Annotated in this window: 19 protein-coding genes; 7 read left to right on the plus strand and 12 right to left on the minus strand. The window is 58.0% G+C overall.

Translation table 11 applies throughout. The annotated features are described in order from the left end of the window. Nucleotides 1-5 precede the first annotated feature (5 nt). The 7 genes from SLH47_RS02170 to SLH47_RS02195 all read right to left on the minus strand — a co-directional run bounded on the left by SLH47_RS02170 (nt 6) and on the right by SLH47_RS02195 (nt 6,470). Entirely contained in the window at nt 6-1,217 is a 1,212-nt protein-coding gene (locus SLH47_RS02170; protein ID WP_320237680.1) for an acetyl-CoA C-acetyltransferase, read from the minus strand. A gap of 54 nt (nt 1,218-1,271) precedes the next feature. Continuing rightward, the gene (gene yidD / locus SLH47_RS26365) at nt 1,272-1,664 is read right to left on the minus strand and encodes a membrane protein insertion efficiency factor YidD (protein WP_413785607.1); all 393 of its coding nucleotides are present in this window, start codon (nt 1,662-1,664) and stop codon (nt 1,272-1,274) included. A gap of 79 nt (nt 1,665-1,743) precedes the next feature. After that, nucleotides 1,744-2,373 carry a glutathione S-transferase family protein gene (locus SLH47_RS02175; protein ID WP_320237682.1) on the minus strand — a complete coding sequence of 210 codons (630 nt, stop codon included), beginning with the start codon at nt 2,371-2,373 and terminating at the stop codon, nt 1,744-1,746. A gap of 77 nt (nt 2,374-2,450) precedes the next feature. After that, nucleotides 2,451-4,229 (minus strand): acyl-CoA dehydrogenase C-terminal domain-containing protein, encoded by a 1,779-nt coding sequence (locus SLH47_RS02180; RefSeq protein WP_320237683.1) that lies wholly within the window; start codon nt 4,227-4,229, stop codon nt 2,451-2,453. A gap of 44 nt (nt 4,230-4,273) precedes the next feature. Further along, nucleotides 4,274-4,675: a MerR family DNA-binding transcriptional regulator gene (locus SLH47_RS02185; protein ID WP_320237684.1), complete on the minus strand. Its 402-nt coding sequence runs from the start codon at nt 4,673-4,675 to the stop codon at nt 4,274-4,276. Nucleotides 4,676-5,072: 397 nt separating this feature from the next. After that, the gene (locus SLH47_RS02190; RefSeq protein ID WP_320237686.1) at nt 5,073-6,017 is read right to left on the minus strand and encodes a formylglycine-generating enzyme family protein; all 945 of its coding nucleotides are present in this window, start codon (nt 6,015-6,017) and stop codon (nt 5,073-5,075) included. An 84-nt stretch (nt 6,018-6,101) separates the two neighbouring features. Then, a complete protein-coding gene (locus SLH47_RS02195; RefSeq protein ID WP_320237687.1) occupies nt 6,102-6,470 on the minus strand; it encodes a MerR family DNA-binding transcriptional regulator in 369 nt (122 codons plus the stop codon). Nucleotides 6,471-6,647: 177 nt separating this feature from the next. Between SLH47_RS02195 and SLH47_RS02200 the strand changes: the two genes are divergently transcribed. From SLH47_RS02200 to SLH47_RS02210, 3 genes are read left to right on the plus strand one after another with little or no spacing between them, the layout of a single operon-like run. Beyond that, complete coding sequence (locus SLH47_RS02200) at nt 6,648-7,088, plus strand: PaaI family thioesterase (protein ID WP_320237689.1); 441 nt, start codon at nt 6,648-6,650, stop codon at nt 7,086-7,088. Then, complete coding sequence (locus tag SLH47_RS02205; protein WP_320237690.1) at nt 7,085-7,579, plus strand: PaaI family thioesterase; 495 nt, start codon at nt 7,085-7,087, stop codon at nt 7,577-7,579. Before SLH47_RS02200 ends, SLH47_RS02205 begins: the two co-directional genes overlap by 4 nt. Next, on the plus strand, nt 7,572-8,909 hold the full coding sequence (locus SLH47_RS02210; protein ID WP_320237691.1) for an MATE family efflux transporter: 1,338 nt from the start codon (nt 7,572-7,574) through the stop codon (nt 8,907-8,909). Before SLH47_RS02205 ends, SLH47_RS02210 begins: the two co-directional genes overlap by 8 nt. Here the strand turns inward: SLH47_RS02210 and SLH47_RS02215 are convergent. Together SLH47_RS02215 and SLH47_RS02220 are read right to left on the minus strand one after the other, a co-directional pair. Beyond that, a complete protein-coding gene (locus tag SLH47_RS02215) occupies nt 8,886-9,938 on the minus strand; it encodes a quinone-dependent dihydroorotate dehydrogenase (RefSeq protein WP_320237692.1) in 1,053 nt (350 codons plus the stop codon). The genes SLH47_RS02210 and SLH47_RS02215 overlap by 24 nt on opposite strands. Beyond that, on the minus strand, nt 9,935-10,267 hold the full coding sequence (locus SLH47_RS02220; RefSeq protein WP_320237694.1) for a DUF952 domain-containing protein: 333 nt from the start codon (nt 10,265-10,267) through the stop codon (nt 9,935-9,937). Before SLH47_RS02220 ends, SLH47_RS02215 begins: the two co-directional genes overlap by 4 nt. A 151-nt stretch (nt 10,268-10,418) precedes the next feature. On the opposite strand from SLH47_RS02220, the gene SLH47_RS02225 reads away from it, so the two are divergent. After that, nucleotides 10,419-11,981: a bifunctional metallophosphatase/5'-nucleotidase gene (locus SLH47_RS02225; protein WP_320237695.1), complete on the plus strand. Its 1,563-nt coding sequence runs from the start codon at nt 10,419-10,421 to the stop codon at nt 11,979-11,981. Nucleotides 11,982-12,079: 98 nt separating this feature from the next. Here the strand turns inward: SLH47_RS02225 and SLH47_RS02230 are convergent, their stop codons facing one another. The 3 genes from SLH47_RS02230 to SLH47_RS02240 are packed head-to-tail and all read right to left on the minus strand — an operon-like array spanning nt 12,080 to nt 13,232. Then, a complete protein-coding gene (locus SLH47_RS02230; RefSeq protein WP_320237696.1) occupies nt 12,080-12,493 on the minus strand; it encodes an SRPBCC domain-containing protein in 414 nt (137 codons plus the stop codon). Beyond that, nucleotides 12,490-12,810 (minus strand): metalloregulator ArsR/SmtB family transcription factor, encoded by a 321-nt coding sequence (locus SLH47_RS02235; protein WP_320237697.1) that lies wholly within the window; start codon nt 12,808-12,810, stop codon nt 12,490-12,492. Before SLH47_RS02235 ends, SLH47_RS02230 begins: the two co-directional genes overlap by 4 nt. Next, on the minus strand, nt 12,807-13,232 hold the full coding sequence (locus tag SLH47_RS02240) for a DUF4437 domain-containing protein (protein ID WP_320237699.1): 426 nt from the start codon (nt 13,230-13,232) through the stop codon (nt 12,807-12,809). Before SLH47_RS02240 ends, SLH47_RS02235 begins: the two co-directional genes overlap by 4 nt. A 253-nt stretch (nt 13,233-13,485) precedes the next feature. Here SLH47_RS02240 and SLH47_RS02245 point away from each other — a divergent pair, with 253 nt between their 5' ends. From SLH47_RS02245 to SLH47_RS02255, 3 genes are all read left to right on the plus strand, one after another. Continuing rightward, nucleotides 13,486-14,070 (plus strand): ANTAR domain-containing response regulator, encoded by a 585-nt coding sequence (locus tag SLH47_RS02245; protein WP_320237700.1) that lies wholly within the window; start codon nt 13,486-13,488, stop codon nt 14,068-14,070. Then, a complete protein-coding gene (locus SLH47_RS02250) occupies nt 14,067-15,212 on the plus strand; it encodes a CmpA/NrtA family ABC transporter substrate-binding protein (RefSeq protein WP_320237702.1) in 1,146 nt (381 codons plus the stop codon). Before SLH47_RS02245 ends, SLH47_RS02250 begins: the two co-directional genes overlap by 4 nt. Before the next feature lie 250 nt (nt 15,213-15,462). Next, nucleotides 15,463-16,833: a CmpA/NrtA family ABC transporter substrate-binding protein gene (locus SLH47_RS02255; RefSeq protein ID WP_320237704.1), complete on the plus strand. Its 1,371-nt coding sequence runs from the start codon at nt 15,463-15,465 to the stop codon at nt 16,831-16,833. Nucleotides 16,834-16,901 lie beyond the last annotated feature (68 nt).

Below are 16,901 nucleotides of genomic sequence, written 5' to 3' on the forward strand. Positions count from 1 at the left end.
AAAACCTACACGCGTTCGATAATCGTTGCCGCCCCCATACCAGATGCAATGCAGAGTGTCGCGAGGCCTGTGCCCTGACCGGTGCGTTCTAGCTCATCAAGCAGCGTGCCGATGATAATTGCACCTGTCGCGCCCAAAGGATGACCCATCGCGATAGAGCCGCCATTGACGTTGACCTTGCTGTCATCGACGTCAAAACGCTGCATGAAGCGCAGGACGACCGACGCGAAGGCTTCGTTGACTTCGAAAAGGTCGATGTCGCTGATCGACATGCCTGAATCGGCCATGATCTTCTCAGTCACGGGGACCGGGCCGGTCAGCATGATTGTTGGGTCCGTACCGATCTTTGCTGTGGCCTTGATCCGCGCGCGGGGTTTGATGCCATGCGCCTCGCCCCATTCCTTATTCGCGATCAGAACGCCAGCGGCGCCGTCCACGATGCCAGACGAGTTGCCCGCATGGTGGATATGGTTGATCTTTTCCAGATGCGGGTACTTCATAAGGGCGACCTTGTCGAAGCCGGGCATGACCTCACCCATCTGCTGGAACGACGCGTTGAGCGACCCCAGCGCCTGCATGTCGGTTCCGGGGCGCATGTATTCGTCGTTGTCCAGAATGGTCAGGCCATTGACATCTTTGACCGGCACGATGGATTTTTCGAACCGGTTGTCTTCCCAAGCGGCAGCAGCGCGCTTTTGGCTTTCAACGGCCAGCGCGTCGGCGTCATCGCGGGTGAACCCGTATTCGGTGGCGATGATATCCGCTGAAATCCCTTGTGGGACGAAGTATGTCTCCATCGCGATGGACGGGTCAACGGCAATCGCAGCACCGTCAGAGCCCATGGCAACACGGCCCATCATCTCGACCCCGCCAGCGATATAGGCCTGACCGGCCCCGCCTTTGACCTGGTTGGCGGCGAGGTTCACGGCTTCCATGCCAGAAGCGCAGAAGCGGTTGATGGCGAGACCTGGAATGCGCTCATCCAAGTCAGAGGCCAACACAGCCGTCCGCGCCAGACAACCACCCTGTTCGCCAACCTGCGTGACATTCCCCCAGATCACGTCTTCGACGACATGGCCTTCCAGATTGTTACGCGCTTTCAACTCGTTCAGCACGCCAGCAGACAGGCGCGCGGACGTCACCTCGTGCAGACTGCCATCCTTGCGGCCCTTACCGCGCGGCGTGCGCACGGCGTCATAGATATAGGCTTCGGTCATGAACTCCTCCGTTCAATTAAATCAGAATTCGTGTTCTTTGCGTTTGGGTAGCCGCTAGCCGCAACTGCAGACTTCACAACCGCTAGCGGGACAATCGCCTGGGCTGCAATCGGTACCCCCTTTGCCAGCGCCGGGCCGGAAATCTCCTGTCGAGCAACCGCCGCCACAGCAATCGGTCCAATGCAACCAGCCCTCTTTCTTGCGGCGTTTGCGGTTCTTTTCCGGTCCTTCGTCACGCAGTGTGAAATGCGCAGCCTTGCAGTCGCGGAATCTGTTCCGGATATGTGGTATTGCCCCAAATGCGCCATGCTCTTGAATGGCCTGTTTGGCGTATCCTGAGCAGCCGGTTCCACCGTGCAGGACAGAATAGGCGCAGCGGAACCCTTTGCGCGGCGATATATAGGTTTGATATATCCAGATGCCGCCCAGGGCTGCTCGTCCAAGCATAACTTTCGTCCTTTCAAACGAGACGCAGCTTTTACCAACCGAGATTTTTTGGAAGGCCTTGATATGTGTCTACCTTCATTCATGCGGGCAAGGCACGCGGCATCAGATCATAAGGGTGTTTCCAGCCGGGCTGGGCCGCGATGCGGTCGAGCCAGGCGTCGATATTCGGATACTGTTTACGGTTGAAGGCGAAGTCTTCTTCGTAGAACAGGTAACCACAGCAGGCGATGTCGGCGATCGTGATCTCGTCGCTGGCGAGCCAGTCGCGGCCCGCAAGCTGGGCCTCAAGAACCTTGAGAGCTGAGGCGAGGCGCATGGCCATGAAGGCATTCACATCCGCATTGCGTTTCTCTTCAGGTAGGAAGTTCATGTTGAAACGCAATGGGCCGGCGACACCCGACACTTTATGATTGTCAAAGAACATCCAGCGCAGCACCTCACGCCGTTCCGCAGCAGATCTCCCGCCGAGCTTGCCGGTTTTTGAGCTGACATAGTCCTGAATGACTCCGGACTGGGTTAGCACCGTATCTCCATCTTCCAGTACCGGCACTTCGGCCATGACGGTCAGCGCCTTGAACTCCGGCGACCTTGTGGCGCCTTTGAAAAAGTCCACGAAAACGGGCTCCCACGCCTCGCCGGCGAGGGTCAGGGTCAAAGCGGCCTTGTAAGCGTTTCCGCTTTCGCCAAAGCAATGCAGTTTCATGGACATGTGAAAGGCCTCCCCAACCAATCAGTGACGCAAGGCGCGTCGGCAGAGGGCGCGATTGCCGCGCCCTCTCGATCAGCTTAGAAGTTTGCCGCTTCCAGCGCCATCACAGTATCGGCACCGGTGTTGATACGGGCCAGATGCATGGATGTGGCAGGCAGTTGGCGCGCCATGTAGTAGCGCCCGGTCGCGATCTTGGTTTCGTAGAACTCGGTGTCGGACGCGCCGCCCTCCAGTGCTTCCATCGCAGCCTTCGCCATGCGTGCCCACATCAGGCCAAGGCAGACATGGCCCATCATGTGCATGAAGTCGTAAGAGCCGGAGAGGGCGTTGTTGGGGTTCTTCATGCCGTTCTGCATGAAGTACATACCAGCGGCCTGCAGGTCTTTGGATGCGGCTTTCAGTGGCTCGAGGAAGTCAGCCTTCAGCGCTTCATTGCCTTCGTTTTCCTTGATGAAGGTCTTCACCATTTCGAAGAACGCCATAACATGCTTGCCGCCGTCCTGCGCGAGCTTGCGGCCCACGAGGTCCAGCGCCTGAATGCCGTTGGCGCCTTCATAGATCATCGCGATCCGGGCGTCGCGGGCGTACTGCGACATGCCCCATTCCTCGATATAGCCGTGGCCGCCATAGACTTGCTGGGCCGCCGTGGCATATTCAAAGCCCTTGTCGGTCAGGAAGCCCTTGATGACAGGCGTCATCAACGAGATCAGGCCGTCCGCGTCTTTGTCTTCGTTCTTATGCGCCTGGTCGATCAGCATCGCGCCCCAATAGGTGAAGGCGCGTGCCCCTTCGACAAAGCTTTTCTGATCCATCAAGTTCCGGCGGATATCTGGATGCACGATCAGCGGATCGGCAGGCCCGTCAGGGTTCTTGGCACCCGTCACATCGCGCCCTTGCAAGCGGTCATTGGCATAAGCCACAGCGTTCTGGTAGGCGCTTTCGGCCTGGGCATAGCCTTGCAGGCCCACACCCAGACGCGCCTCGTTCATCATCGTGAACATCGCACGCATGCCCTTGTGCTCTTCGCCCACAAGGAAACCGGTGGCTTCGTCATAGTTCATCACACAGGTCGAATTCCCGTGGATGCCCATCTTTTCTTCGATCTTGCCGCAGGCGACGCCGTTGCGCTGACCCAGTGAACCATCATCGTTCACCATGAACTTCGGCACGATGAAGAGCGACACGCCCTTAATCCCCTCGGGCCCGCCCTGAATCTTCGCCAGCACCAGATGGATGATGTTGTCGGCCATGTCGTGTTCGCCAGCCGAGATAAAGATCTTCTGGCCCGAAATTTTGTAGGACCCATCACCGTTTGGCACAGCCTTCGTGCGCATCAGGCCCAGATCGGTGCCGCAATGCGGCTCGGTCAGGTTCATGGTGCCGGTCCATTCGCAGGTCACCATTTTGGGCAGGTATTTTTGTTTCTGGTCTTCAGAGCCATGCGCATAGATCGCCGAATAGGCGCCATGGGTCAGGCCCTGGTACATATTGAACGCCATATTGGCGGAAACGAACGGCTCCTGAGCGGCGGTATGCATGACATAGGGCAAGCCTTGACCGCCATACTCAGGGTCGCAGTCCATGGCGGTCCAGCCGCCGTCTTTCATCTGCTCGAATGCTTCTTTGAAGCCTTTGGGAGTGCGCACAACGCCGTTTTCCAGCACACACCCTTCCGTGTCGCCCACAACGTTCAGCGGGTGCAACACTTCGGTCGCGACCTTGCCGGCTTCTTCTACAACAGCGCCTGTGAACTCGCGATCGAGGTCGTCAAAACCTGGGATATCCTGTTCGCTGACCTTTAGAAGGTCGTGCAGCACGAATTGGATGTCTTTGACAGGGGCGTGGTAGATCGGCATCTGGTGTCTCTCCGTTTCAACATTTGGGCGTCGCGCCCGCGTTCTTAGGCCGCGACGGTTTTTGCCTTGGCCAGTTGGTCCAGCTTTTCAGCACCCCAGGCCATTTGTTCTTTCAGTTCGGTGATCGCCTCTTCGAGCTCAGCCTTCTGGGCTTCCATATCGGCGAGGTGCTTTTCGGCGAGTTCATAGGTCTTGGCGAGCTGCGTCTCTTGCCCGTCATCCATATGATAGAGGTCAAGCAGCTGACGGATTTCTTCCAAAGAGAAGCCAAAGCGCTTGCCGCGCAGGATCAGCTTCAGGCGGGCGCGGTCGCGCTTGGTGAACAGGCGTTTCTGCCCTTCGCGAATGGGGAACAGCAATTCCTTGGCTTCATAGAAGCGCAGGGTGCGTGGTGTTACTTCAAATGCGTCACACATTTCGCGAATATTCAGCGTCTCAGTCGTCATTGTTACATTCCTTATGCGTGTTTCGAATGGCCCGCACTTGAGGAACTTGGACGCACCATACAAGCAAAGCTGACGTTAACGTAAACGGAACGTGGCGTCATTTTTCGACTGACGAAAGGTCAGCAAATGTAACGCTAGGTCAGGCGCAATAAAAAAACGGGGGAAAATTTCATTTTGTCACCACAAACGTTTTGAAACGCACCTCAAAGCGCTTTGAGTCGGGAGTCCAGATGGCGAGAACGATGAGAGATTGGTCGCAATCGTGATGTGTCCAGAGGTCCAACTGGTGCGGATGTCAGGCTGAATCCGCGAAGGACCTTACGTAAGCTTAGCTTCACCACCTGGCAGATTGCCACCAAGCTGCTGTCACGCGCTGATAATTGTCACAACCATTGCTTTATCTTTCTAGATCTCTTGCCACTCGAAAACCAATCATTGGAAGTCTTACATCGGTTGCAATCCGGACGCGGACCGCCACACGAGACTGATCCATCAATAAGTTGAATGAACCACCTTTCGAAATGCGAAATCTGCAAGACATCTCGCCAGTCACTTCATCAAGGTAATCACTCGATCTGGCCCATCCCTTGTGCCTGTTGGACCAGCAGGACGAAACAACTTCCCTAAGATTTCCAGACATATGCTGGAAACCCCAGGCATTTGCAGCGTCAAGCGCATCGACAGGCACGGTCATCCATCTCTGAACATAGCCTAAATCGGGAATATCCAGATTTTCTGCAGTGGCTTTGCCATTGAAATTAACCTGCTCAGGTGTGACCCAATCGCCTTGAGCAAAGGGCGTTTGTGTACCCGCACGCGCTGCATACTCCCACTCCGCCTCGGTCGGTAGGCGGTAGACGTCAATGCCAAGTTTTTCATTGAGCCATGTGACATAGGCTGATGCATCTTCAATGGAAACGCGCATCACAGGATGGCGCCCGACGGCGTCAACTTTATGAATTGAGCCGTCGTCTAATAGGACACGTGCTGTGGGGTCAGGCACATATCCGTTGCATCCCCCATCATCCACGCATGCCATCCATTCATCATAGGTGACTTCGTTCACGCCCAGTGCGTAGGGCACATCTATTTCGACCCGGTGAACTGGGCCTTCGTGGTAAGCGATGTAAGGGTTTTCTTCATTTGCGCGCTGCCACTCTCCATCAAAGAAGTGGAATTGCTGACGCGCCTCTCTTTCAGGCGCACCCATCATGAGTTCGCCCAAAGGCAATTCGATCATCTCGGGGCAAACATCGCAGTCCCGAAACCGTTCAAGAGGCTCCGACCAGACCGGGGCGGCAAAAAATGCCAGCAGTAAAATGAGGAAAAAAGGCGGTTTCATGCGCGTTCTCGCCTGTCATGGAATAGGGATTATTTTTGCCTATTGTGACACGGATTTGACGCTGGGTCCGAGAGCGACCTTACGTCAGCCGAGTGTCTTGGCCGTCTCGTCGCGCAGGGTCCGCAGCTCTTGCATGGTCTCTTCCAGTTGCTTTTTCTGCTCGCTCAGTTCGATCATCTGACGATCGGCGAGGCTGATCCACTCGCGCATCTGCGCCTCGGTCCCTTCTTTTTCGTAGATCATCAACCATTGGCGAATGTCTTCGAGCGCGAAACCAAAGCGGCGGCCACGCAGGATCAACGTCATCCGCGCCAGTTCACGCGGGCCATAAAAGCGGGAGCGTCCTTCCTTTTCGGGTTGCAGCAATTCGATGTATTCGTAATAGCGCAAGGTCCGCGGGGTCACATCGAATTCCGCGCACATCTCTTTGAATGTCAGACGTTTTTCAGACATTGCGACCTCCCTTTTCGTAGCGTAGCGCCAACAGAAGTGCGGGGCAACCGCAGGATGTGGCATGCATTCACACAATGTCACACAGGCGGGTGCCTTTGCCGTGGTCAGCGGCTGATCAATATGGAATACCCTAAGAAAAGTGCCGTTCCGGCACCGCCAAAGCTGATAAGGATCGCCATGGCAGATGATCAAAAGACCCGTCGCGACAAGATTGCGCGCCAGTTTATTGCGGCCATTCCGCATGCGCAGGAGCTTGGCATGCAGATGACCGAAATCGGGGATGGCAAGGCGGTGATCGCGATGGATTATGATAGCCGCTTGGTCGGCGATCCGGAAACAGGTGTCATTCACGGCGGCGCGGTTTCTGCGCTGATGGACACATGTGCAGGTGCTGCCGTGATGGCGCACCCTGCGGCTGCAGTTGCGACCGCAACACTGGATTTGCGCATTGACTACATGCGCCCCGCGACGCCGGGAGAGCGGATTACGGCGACAGCCGAATGCTATCATGTGACGCGCTCGGTGGCCTTCATCCGCGCAACTGCGGTAGATGCCGACCCGGACCGGCCCGTAGCAACGGCAACAGGTGCGTTTACAATCGAAAGGGCCACAAGATGAACCGCCCCGAACCTGTCCAGGTGATCAAGCAGCGGCGGGATGCAATGCTGGACCGATTGATCGGCGGCGTGCCCTACATCCAGTTCCTCGGTATCCGCTTTGACCGCCGGGGTGATGAGCTGACCGGTGTCCTGCCTTATGCGGATAAGCTGATCGGCAATCCTACATTACCGGCTCTGCATGGTGGCGTTACTGCAGCCTTTCTTGAAGTGACGGCCATTATCGAACTCAGTTGGGCTATGATCTGGGAAGATATGGAGAGCGGAAAGCTCGACCCGGATGCGGAGCTACGCCCGAAGCTGCCCAAGACCATCGACTTTACCGTGGACTATCTGCGCTCCGGCCTGCCGCGCGATGCCTATGCGCGTGCACGGATCAATCGCTCTGGTCGGCGCTATGCCTCTGTTCATGTGGAAGCATGGCAGGACAATCGCACACGCCTTTTCGCGCAAGGTACCGGTCATTTCCTGATGCCGCAACGCAATGGCTGAGACCGCGATGACCCATCGCAGGGTGCTGGCTATCGCGCTGCCGATTGTGCTGTCCAATGCGACGGTGCCGATTCTTGGGGTGGTCGATACAGCAGTCGTCGGGCAATTGGGCACAGCGGCGCCAATCGGAGCGGTAGGCATCGGCGCGATCATTCTGTCGGCCATCTATTGGGTCTTCGGGTTTTTGCGCATGGGGACCACCGGCCTTACGTCTCAGGCGGCTGGTGCGGGAGATGCGGATGAGGTGCAAGCGCTCTTGTCGCGCGCGCTATTGATCGGGCTGACGGCCGGTGCGGTGATTATCGCCGCACAAATCCCGCTTTTCGCGGGTGCTTTCTGGGTGTCACCCGCCAGTGCCGAGGTGGAGACACTCGCCCGCGACTACATGATGATCCGCGTTTGGTCGGCCCCTGCGACCATCGCGCTTTACGGGATCACCGGTTGGCTGATCGCGCAGGAGCGCACGCGGGCGGTGCTGGCCATTCAAGTCCTGATGAACGGGGCCAATATCGCTCTCAGCTTTTATCTGGGTCTGGAGCTTGGCTGGGGTGTCGAGGGCGTTGCGTGGGCCACATTCATTGCCGAATGGGGTGGCCTTCTGCTGGGGCTCTATCTCTGTCGGGATGTATTTGCCGGGGCCGCCTGGCGCTCGGCGGCGCGGGTCTTTGATATGGCCCGCCTGAAACACATGGCAGTTGTGAACACTGACATCCTGATCCGCTCGGTGCTATTACAAGCGATCTTTGTCAGTTTTCTGCTTTACGGCTCAGACTTTGGTGATGCGCAACTGGCCGCGAACCAGATCTTGATGCAATTCCTGCATGTGACCGCCTATGCGCTGGATGGTTTCGCTTTCGCGGCCGAGGCGCTGGTGGGACAGGCGCTGGGCGCACGGGCGCGGGCCGCATTGCGGCGCAGCGCATTGCTCAGTTCGCTTTGGGGGGCGGGGATTTGTGCTGTCTTGTCGCTGTCATTTGCCCTCTTCGGCCCCGCGATCATCGACGTGATGACCACGGCACCCGAGGTGCAGGAGACGGCACGCATTTACTTGCCGTATATGGTGGCCGCCCCGATCATTGGTGTGGCGGCCTGGATGCTGGATGGGATTTTCATCGGGGCAACGCGGACCACCGATATGCGCAATATGATGATCCTGTCGACGATCATCTACTTTGCAACAGTCATTCCGCTGATGGCGGCCTATGGCAATCACGGGCTTTGGCTGGGGTTGCTGATCAGTTTTGTGGTGCGGGGTGCCACGTTGGGGTGGAAGTATCCCGCGCTTGAGGCGGAGGCTGACACGCCGTCAAAGCCACTCACTGCGACCTGACCCGACCGCTTCGCCGACATTTGCAAATCCGTCGCGCGCGAGCAGTTCGTCAAGCCCGTTGGCGATCTCGCCGACCAGCGACAGGCCCCCATAAACGAGCGCGGTGTAAAGCTGGACCGCTGAGGCGCCCGCGCGGATCTTCTGATAGGCCTGTTCCGCGTTGCCGACGCCACCCACGCCAATGATCGGCAGATCGGTCAGGGTCGAGAGTTGCGCAAGCACCCGCGTTGATTTCTCAAAAAGCGGTTGACCGGACAGGCCACCGGCCTCGGCCCGATGCGGGCCATGCAGGCCGCCGCGGTCCAAAGTCGTATTCGTCGCGATGATCCCGGCAATTGTGGCGGCATTCGCGACCTGGGCCACTTCTGTGATTTCGTTACCCGTCAGATCAGGCGCGATCTTCAGGAATACCGGGATCGGATTGGTCAGTGCTTCACATGCCTGCATGACACCGTCAAGCAGTGCCGCCAATGCCGCCTTGCCCTGCAGATCGCGCAGCTTTTCCGTGTTGGGGGAAGAGACATTGACCGTGGCAAAATCGACCTCAGCGCCGCACCGCGCCAGCACTGTCGCAAAGTCTTGCGCCTTGTCGGTGCTGTCCTTGTTCGCACCAAGGTTCAGGCCGATAACCGTACCTTTGGGTCGCGCGGCGAGACGACCCGCAATCGCCTCCATCCCGTCATTGTTGAAGCCAAAGCGATTGATCGCCGCCTGATCTTGCGTCAGCCGAAAGAGGCGCGGTTTCGAATTGCCCGGTTGCGGGCGCGGGGTAGCGGCGCCGACCTCCAGGAAACCGAAACCCGTTTTGGCCAGAGCATGCAGTGCGGTTGCGTTCTTGTCGAACCCTGCAGCGAGGCCCACTGGGTTGGGCAGGTCGAGCCCGGCCAACTGCGTGCGCAACCGATCTGATGTCACAGCCCCGCCGCGCGGCCCTAGCCCGGCATTCAGCGCCTTTAACGCCAGCCCGTGGGCCGTTTCCGGGTCAATCCGGCGCAGGGCCGTCAGGCCAACCCGTTCCAGGGCCTTCATGCTAAATCGGGAAACTGATGCACGCCATCCACCAGCGGCAGCGTCATGCTCCAAACCACGTCATCCATCTGTAAATTACGATAAAGATGAGGGAAGAGCACGCCGGCGCGCGCAGGCTCCCATTTCAATGGCTCCAGCCCATCGGCTTCCACGGCCAGTAACATTAGGCCGTCGACCCCGGCAAAGTACTTTGCCGCCGTCTCAGCTACCGTCTCAGCAGTTGAAAAGTGGATATAGCCGTCGGTCACATCAATCGGCGCGCCGACAGTTTCGCCATCGGCCTGCAGCGCGGCCCATTCATCCGAACGAAAGATCTTGTAAATCAGCATGGCCGCGTCATGGCGGCTCCACAAAAGATGGTCAAGCGGTTGCGTGCGGCAAAACTGACGTAAGGTCGGCCAACCGGTGCTGGCTAGCTGTTTGACTCTGTCAAAGTACGCCGCCAATCTTCAAGCATTCCAACCTGGGGGACCCCATTCCATGAAAACAAGAATCCTGACAACAACCTGCGCGCTGGCCATGACGGCGGGCATGGCGCAGGCCGACTATACATTGCACATCATTCACATCAACGACCTGCACAGCCGGATCGAGCCGATCAATCGCTTCGATTCCACCTGCAATGCCGAAGACAACGCCGCTGGCGAATGCTTTGGCGGCGTCGCGCGTGTGATCACCAAGATCAACGAATTGCGCGAAGAGCTGGCGGGCGAGAATGTGATCGTGCTGGATGCGGGCGACCAGTATCAGGGCAGCCTGATGTACACGACTTACAAAGGGGATGTCGAAGCCGAATTTGCGGAACTCATCGGCTTTGACGCGATGGCCGTGGGCAACCATGAGTTTGACGACGGCGACGAGGGGCTGCGCAAGCTGGCCGACAACGTCTCATTCCCGATCATTTCGGGCAATATCGACGTGTCGCAGTCGAACGTGCTCGCGGGGCATGTTGAAAACCATGTGGTGCTGGAAGTGGGTGGTGAGCGGATTGGGATCGTCTCGGCCCTGGCGGCTGACACGGTCGAAACCTCCAGCCCTTCTGATGCTGTGATCTTCACGAATGAAATGGAAAGTCTGGCCGCCGATGTCGCCACGCTTGAGGCGGAAGGTGTCACCAAGATCATCGCCTTGAACCACGTGGGGGTGGACAAGGATCGGATGATTGCCGCCGAGGTTGCCGGCCTTGACGCCGTTGTCGGTGGGCATTCCCATACGCTCTTCTCCAATACGGATGAAGACGGTCTCGACTACCCGATGATGGTGGGTGATGTGCCTGTCGTGCAGGCCTATGCCTATTCCAAATATGTCGGGCATCTGACTTTGGAGTTCGACGCGGATGGCAATGTGACATCTGCGACCGGTGACACGATCCTGCTTGATGCCAGCGTCGCCGAAGATGCCGCCGCCGTGGCCCGTGTTGCTGAACTCGCCGGACCCATCGAAGAGATGAAGACGCGTGTGGTTGCTGAAGCAGCCGCCCCAATTGAAGGCGACCGTTCGGTGTGCCGCGCGATGGAATGCCCGATGGGTAACCTCGTGGCTGATGCGATGCTGGACCGTGTGAAGGATCAGGGCATTCAGATCGCGATCCAGAACGGTGGCGGCTTGCGTGCCTCCATCGACGCAGGTGAGATCACGATGGGCGAAGTGCTGACGGTGCTGCCGTTCCAGAATACGCTCTCCACCTTTGAGGTGAAGGGCGAGGCGATTGTCGCGGCCCTTGAAAATGGCGTTGGCCAGATTGAAGAGGGCGCAGGTCGCTTCCCGCAAGTCGCGGGCATGACCTTTACGGTGGATACGGCCGCCGAACCCGGCTCTCGCGTATCGGATGTGATGATCGGTGATGCGCCGATTGATCTGGCTGCGGTCTATGGTGTTGTGTCGAACAACTACGTGCGCAATGGCGGCGACGGCTATTCGATGTTCGAAGATGCGATGAACGCCTACGATTATGGTCCTGACCTGGCGGATGTGACGGCTGAGTTCATTGCCGCGAATGCGCCTTACAGCCCCTACACGGACGGTCGCATTACGATGAAGTAAGCCGCAAGGACCTCACAAAGAACGCGCCGCAATTCTGCGGCGCGTTTTCTATTAATGCGGATTTGCGGTGTAGTCGTGTAACGGTGTTGTGGACCAGTCTATGAGGCGTGAACCGATTTTCGCATCCGGGCCAGATGATCATCCCAACCCTCATCAAGCGCGAGCATGAGCCCGAAAGCCTCTTCCCCTTGCGGAAGGCCCTCGTGGCGCAGTGATAGCCGGGTGCCTCCGGCCACCTCTTCCAATGCCCACTTCACCGTGCTGATCCGGTCACCCATCGGGGCAATTGTGAAGGTATACTCCAGGCGGTGGAACGGCTCTGCCACCAGAACCTCGCCCCACATCAGCCTGTCACCGCTTTCAACGCCGAACATTTCGTAAGGCCCATCAACCAGAACGCTATTGGGTTTGTGAAACCAGATCGCCAGTTTCTCCGGCTCTGTCAGATAGGCCCAGACCTGCGCGGGCGTGGCTTTGAGGTAGATGGATTTTTCGAGCGCGTTGTCGGTCATTGTGTATCTTTCTCAATTTCGGATTTGAGGGTGTCGAGGCGGCTATCCCAGAACGCATCGAAGTAGCTGAACCAGTCGAAGACGCCTTTCAGGCCGATTGGATTGAGCCTGTTGATGCGCGATCTGCCGTCAGTCTCGACCGAGATCAGATTGCCTTCGTCCAGAATTGTCAGGTGTTTCTTGACGGCGGCCCTGGTCATGTCGAAGTTTTCGGCCACTTCGGCAATTGTCATGTCTTGGCTTGCAAGCAGGCGCAGAATGCTACGTCGGGTCGGGTCAGCCAGTGCGCGAAAGCCCAATTGCTCCGGCTCTGTCATTGCTGAACCGGCAGAAAATCAAAGGCACCGTCCTGATAGAGATAGGCAATACAGGGCGTATCCGACACGCAGGCCGACACATGCGCGGTGCCCGCCGCAATGCTGTAGTAAGAGCCGGGGCCTATCTTCCGCGCCGTGTCGGGATCAGTGTCGCTAGAGTAATGGACCATTTCGCCCTGCAGCATGACACCGTACATATTGGCGGTTTTGATATGGGGCGGGCTGACGGTGCCAGCAGGAAGCCTGACCAAAGCCTGATACGGTTCGGTGAGCCGATCACCTTGCAAAGCGGCGAAGGCAACGCCTTCCGGGGTTGTGTTCCAAGCAAAATCATCCGTGTCCAGCAGTTGAATTGGATCGGCCCAAGCCGCCGTCGCTGCGGTCAAGGCGGCGATGATTGATGATGTAATTGATCGTCTCATTGGATGCTCCAGTTGTGATACCTTTTGGTATCATATAGATATGAAACCAAAAGGTATCATGTCAAGCGCCAAGATGAATGTGGCTGTGCATCATCCTTGTGGATGCCAGTCCAACGGCTTGCAGGTTTCGAAAGCGCATGCGCCCTGGGCATTCAAGGGGCAGTTGCACATTTTTTCAGCTTGTGAGTGATGCGCATGAATGATCAGCGGCGTCATCCATGCAGCCAGTCGGATGACCTGACAGATACGGGGCATGAGCGCGAATTTACGTATCCTTGTTGTTGAACCCGACCAGAACCGCGTGCGCGAGATTGTGGACGCACTGGGGGAAGCCGGCTGGCGCGACGTGAAGGCACTGGGCAATGTCTCGGCCCTTGATCGGACCGTCAAAGACTTTGCCCCCGATATCGTGCTCATCGATCTGGCCAACCCGGATCGCGACATGCTGGAACACATCTCTTATGTGACCGAGACCGAAAAGCGCGCGGTCGCGCTCTTCGTCGATCAGACGGATGAGAACCTGACGCAAGCTGCGCTGAACGCGGGCGTCAGCGCCTATGTGGTCGACGGGCTGCAGATGAACCGGATCAAGCCGGTGCTGGAAACGGCTATCGCGCGGTTCAAGATCATGCGCCAGATGCAGTCGGAACTTGATGCCGCCAAACAGGCGTTGGAGGATCGTAAGACCATCGACCGCGCCAAGGGCATCCTGATGCGCCAGCGCGGCCTGACGGAGGATGAGGCCTACACGCTCTTGCGCAAGGCCGCGATGGATCAGGGCCGCAAGGTGATCGAAGTGGCGCAGGCGCTGGTGACGGCGGCGGATCTTTTGTCATGAGTGGGACAGTCTTGAATTGCGGCTATGTCCCCCTGGTGGATTGTGCGCCGCTGGTGCTGGCGAAAGAGTTGGGGTTCGCGGCGGAAGAGGGGCTTGACCTCAACCTTGTCCGCCAACCCTCCTGGTCGGCTTTGCGCGATATGCTGGCACTTGGGCATCTGGATGCGGCGCAAATGCTCTCGCCCATGTCGGTTGCCATGTCGATTGGACTGGGCGGGCTGGCTGCGAAGATCGACACGCTGATGGTGCTGTCCGTCAATGGCACTGTCTTCGGGGTGTCAAACGCGGTGGCGGAGGCGCTTGGCCCCGTGCCGTTCGGCGATGCCAGTGCAGTTCTGAAAAAGATCGCCGCGCGCGATGGGACCCCGCTCCGCATTGGGGTGCCGTTTCACTATTCCATGCACCGGTTACTCTTGTCCTACTGGACCTCTGCTGCGCCGGATCTGCAGATTGAAGAAGTAACCGTGCCGCCGCCCCGCATGGCCGATGCGGTGGCAGATGGCCATGTCGATGCATTCTGGGTGGGCGAGCCATGGGGCAGCGTTGCCGTGGGCCGCGATGTGGCGCAATTGATGATGACGGGCCGCGATGTCTGGCAATTCGCGCCTGAAAAGGTGCTCGCCGCCCGCCACGATTGGGTGCGTGAGAACGATGATACGGTCCGCCGCCTGATGCGTGCGGTCTTCCATGCCGCCAAATGGCTGGACGTGAAACGCAACAAGCCGCTCGCGGTAGAGATCTTAAGCCGCAGTGAGCATCTGAGCCTGCCTGCCGACCTGATTGATCCAGCCGTGAGCGGACATCTTTTGCCGCAAATCGGTGGACACCCGGTTGAGGTCGAGCGTTTCCTGCAATTCCACAGATATGCCGCCAGCTTCCCCTGGCGCAGCCAGGCGGCATGGATCGCGCATCAGTTGGGGGCTGAAGGCGAAGACCTCGAAACGGCCAAGGCCTGCTTTCGGACCGATCTTTATCGCGCGAATCTGGCGGCGGTTGGGGCGGATATGCCCGGCGCATCTGAAAAAGTGGAAGGTTCCTTGCAGTTTGAAACGGCTGTCGCTTCCTCTCGCGGGCATATGATTCTTGCCCCTGATGCCTTTTTCGACGGCAGAACCTTTGATTATGCCGGGAAAGAGCGATGAATTTTTGGGCGTTCTCTGCATCGCCGCATGAAAAAATGCGGCAGCGCAGAATAACCATTGTCTGATCTGAACTCGCTCGCAATGATGTTTGTGAAGGGCAATGTAGCCCGGTTTTCAGTATCCGCCGATGAAGGCGATACGACTTTAAGAGCAAAGCCGCTCGTATGGATCACGGACCTCCTCCCCCGTGGCACATGCGTGCGGCTTTTTTGTTTTGCCCGGGTACCGGGCCCGAGAAAGGAACCAACAGATGAAGACAAAACTTTCCTTGATGCTGGCAACGACCAGCCTGCTTGCCACAGCCGCCTCGGCGGAACTTCTCGATCTTGAGAAAGACGAGCTGACCCTTGGCTTTATCAAGCTGACCGACATGGCGCCCTTGGCCGTTGCTTATGAGCTGGGCTATTTCGAGGATGAAGGCCTGTTCGTGACGCTTGAGGCGCAGGCGAACTGGAAGGTTTTGCTTGATGGCGTGATCAGCGGCCAGTTGGACGGCGCGCATATGCTTGCCGGTCAGCCGCTCGCCGCGACCATCGGTTACGGGACCGAGGCGCATATCATCACGCCCTTCTCAATGGACCTCAACGGCAACGGTATCACCGTTTCCAACGAAATCTGGGAAGAGATGAAGCCCAACGTGCCATTGATGGACGATGGTCGCCCGCAGCACCCGATCAGCGCCAGTGCATTGGCCCCGGTCGTTGAGGATTACAAGGATCAGGGCATCCCCTTCAATATGGGTATGGTCTTCCCCGTATCGACCCACAACTACGAAATCCGCTATTGGCTCGCCGCCGGTGGTTTGGAGCCAGGCTATTATTCGCCGCAGGATATCTCGGGCCAGATCGGTGCCGATGTTCTGTTGTCTGTGACGCCACCCCCTCAGATGCCCGCCACGATGGAGGCTGGCACAATCTTCGGCTACGCTGTGGGTGAGCCGTGGAACCAGCAGGCCGTGTTCAAGGGTATCGGTGTGCCGGTGATCACCGATTACGACATGTGGAAGAACAACCCTGAAAAGGTCTTTGGCATCACCGCCGAGTTCGCCGAAGAAAACCCCAACACCACGCTGGCGCTGACCAAGGCGCTGATCCGAGCCGCGATCTGGCTGGATGAAAACGACAACGCCAACCGGCCTGAAGCAGTCGAGATCCTGTCCCGCTCTGAATATGTGGGTGCGGATTATGACGTAATCGCCAACTCCATGACTGGCTTCTTCGAGTTCGAAAAAGGCGATGTACGCCCTGCGCCGGACTTTAACGTCTTCTTCCGCTACAACGCGACCTATCCGTTCTATTCCGACGCTATCTGGTACCTCACCCAGATGCGCCGCTGGGGCCAGATCGCGGAAACCAAGCCCGATGAGTGGTATTTTGAAACCGCTGCCGAGGTATACCGCCCCGATATCTATCTCGAAGCGGCACGCATGCTGGTCGATGAGGGCATGGCGAACGAAGCTGACTTCCCATGGGACAGCGACGGGTTCAAGGAACCGACCCCTGCCGCCGATATCATTGACGCCATTCCTTACGATGGCCGCCAGCCCAACGCCTATATCGACAGCCTGCCCATTGGCCTGAAGAGCGGTCAGACCGTCGTGGGCAGCGAAATCCAAGGCTGACCCTGATCGGCGGGGCGTCGCTCGCGCTTGCGCGCATCGCCCCGCCCGCCGTCCCGTCTTTTTCAAGG

It is taken from the genome of Cognatiyoonia sp. IB215182 (assembly GCF_033963905.1).
Classification (GTDB): domain Bacteria; phylum Pseudomonadota; class Alphaproteobacteria; order Rhodobacterales; family Rhodobacteraceae; genus Yoonia.